This is a genomic window from uncultured Campylobacter sp. (assembly GCF_938045595.1).
In the GTDB taxonomy this organism is placed as follows: Bacteria; Campylobacterota; Campylobacteria; order Campylobacterales; family Campylobacteraceae; genus Campylobacter_B.
The window spans coordinates 1-1,748 of record NZ_CALIBB010000138.1; the positions used below are offsets into that span (position 1 = coordinate 1).

1 protein-coding gene is annotated in these 1,748 nt (G+C 43.2%); it reads left to right on the forward strand.

Annotated elements, in window-relative coordinates:
• Positions 1–169: 169 nt before the first annotated feature.
• Positions 170–1,501: a hypothetical protein gene (locus Q0340_RS05965; protein ID WP_298082546.1), complete on the forward strand. Its 1,332-nt coding sequence runs from the start codon at positions 170–172 to the stop codon at positions 1,499–1,501.
• Positions 1,502–1,748 lie beyond the last annotated feature (247 nt).

Consider the following 1,748-nt stretch of genomic DNA (forward strand, 5'->3'; position numbering starts at 1 on the left):
CCCGCCCTTAAATTTAAATCCGCCTCGTCTAGAACAAAAATACTTCGCCTTTATTTTATTTGGGCGGCTCGTCTCGCGAGTGCTTTTTCGAAATTTGGCAAAATTTTTATTCCGCATGCTATATGACAGGAACACCCGCCGTAAATAGCAAATTTAAAAGGAGATAAAAATGAAAAACCAGATCAAAAATTTTCTGCAAAATTGCGAGCAGATCGTTAAATCACAAGCAAAGCGATACGAAAGTCGTAGCTCTTTTGCGATGAAAATTCCACCCGTTTTTATACTGCCTTATGATGAATTTGAGAAAAAATACGGCTCAAATTTACATTTGGATAGTAGTTTTGACGTGCTGGTGTTTGACGGCGATCTTAGCCTGTCGGGAGGCACGCTAAATTCCGCTTGGCTTGAGGATAAATTTAGCGACGCGGGCGGTAAAAATAGCGCACGAGCGATGTTTGTTAATGGAAATTTATCCACCGACGGCGATATCATCGATGATGATTATCTGTTTTTGCAAGTCGCCAAAAATACGGCGTGCAATTATCTGCATTCGCAGGACGGCGTTATCGCAATCGGCGGCAATCTAACGGCGCTTTGGGGCATAAGCGGCGAATACAACGACGGAATGTTGCAGGTTTTTGGAAAAACGCAAGCGCCATATATCGTCTCAAACGACCACGCGATGCCTGATCATAGCGCTAGCGAATGCGTCTATGTCCTAGACGGACGGATCGGTCAAAGCTACCTAGGCGCGCTTGATGGTTGGGAATTTTTTGAAAATTGCGAGTTGATGTTTAAGGACGGAATTTGCGAAGATGAGTATCAGATAGATATTTCTGCTTTTTTTGAATTTGTAAAAAAGGGCGCTAATCCGCTAGTGGATTTTAAAACTTTTGAAGCTAGAAAAGCCGCCTGGGACGAAGAAAATGAAGAGCAGGAGCCAGAATACGCAGGCGATCTGCCTAAAAATTCCAAGACTATCGCCGAGACGATATATTTAGAAAATTTCAGCGGCAGCGATGAGGAGCTATACGAGTATATGATGAGCGAATTCGAGGCTATAGAAAAAATCGGCGACGAAAGCGAAAAATACGCTTATGGCGGCAGAGCTTTCAAGCTGTCTATCATTGCGGCGAGGATGGCGGAAAATTGGCGGCTGATTACCCAGCGTTACTCTGCGCAGCAGATAGACGAGCTACGCAAAATCATCATTAAGAGCGCGACGAATTTAGCCGATTATTTTTTAAAAATCGGCGATAAAAAACAGCTTGCGTTCATCTATGGGTTTTTAAACGATGATGCGGTAAGCATCGAAAAAGACGAGCCGTTTTTATACGAAACGCTGGTGCGCGCGGGCTTGGAGTTGCAAGATTACGATAGCACTTACGCGCTAGTGTCCGTCATCGATAAAAAGTCCGAATTTTTGCCGCAGGAGGTGGCAAAAAGCATCGCGGACGTGATTAAAAGTGAAGGATACCGGGCTTGGCTGGCAAAACAGTAGGTCCCGAAAGCAAAACGCTAATTTGCTAAAAGATAAAAATCAAAGAGGCGTTTATAAAATTTCAATCTAAATTTTAGCGCCATAATAAGCCGAACGTCTGCCGTAGAGTGGGTTTAAGCAAGGCGTCAAAATTTTAAAATTCCGTCAAATTTAAGCCAGTAAATTTAAGCTTGCATTTGCAGGCTAAAATTTTACGGGAAATTCTTATCCTTGCTGTGGCACAGCTCGTTTAAAAAGCACTCCTTGC

Coding starts and splice junctions, on each gene's coding strand:
- Q0340_RS05965 (WP_298082546.1), top strand. CDS start 170: ATGAAAAACCAGATCAAAAATTTTCTGCAAAATTGCGAGCAGATCGTT.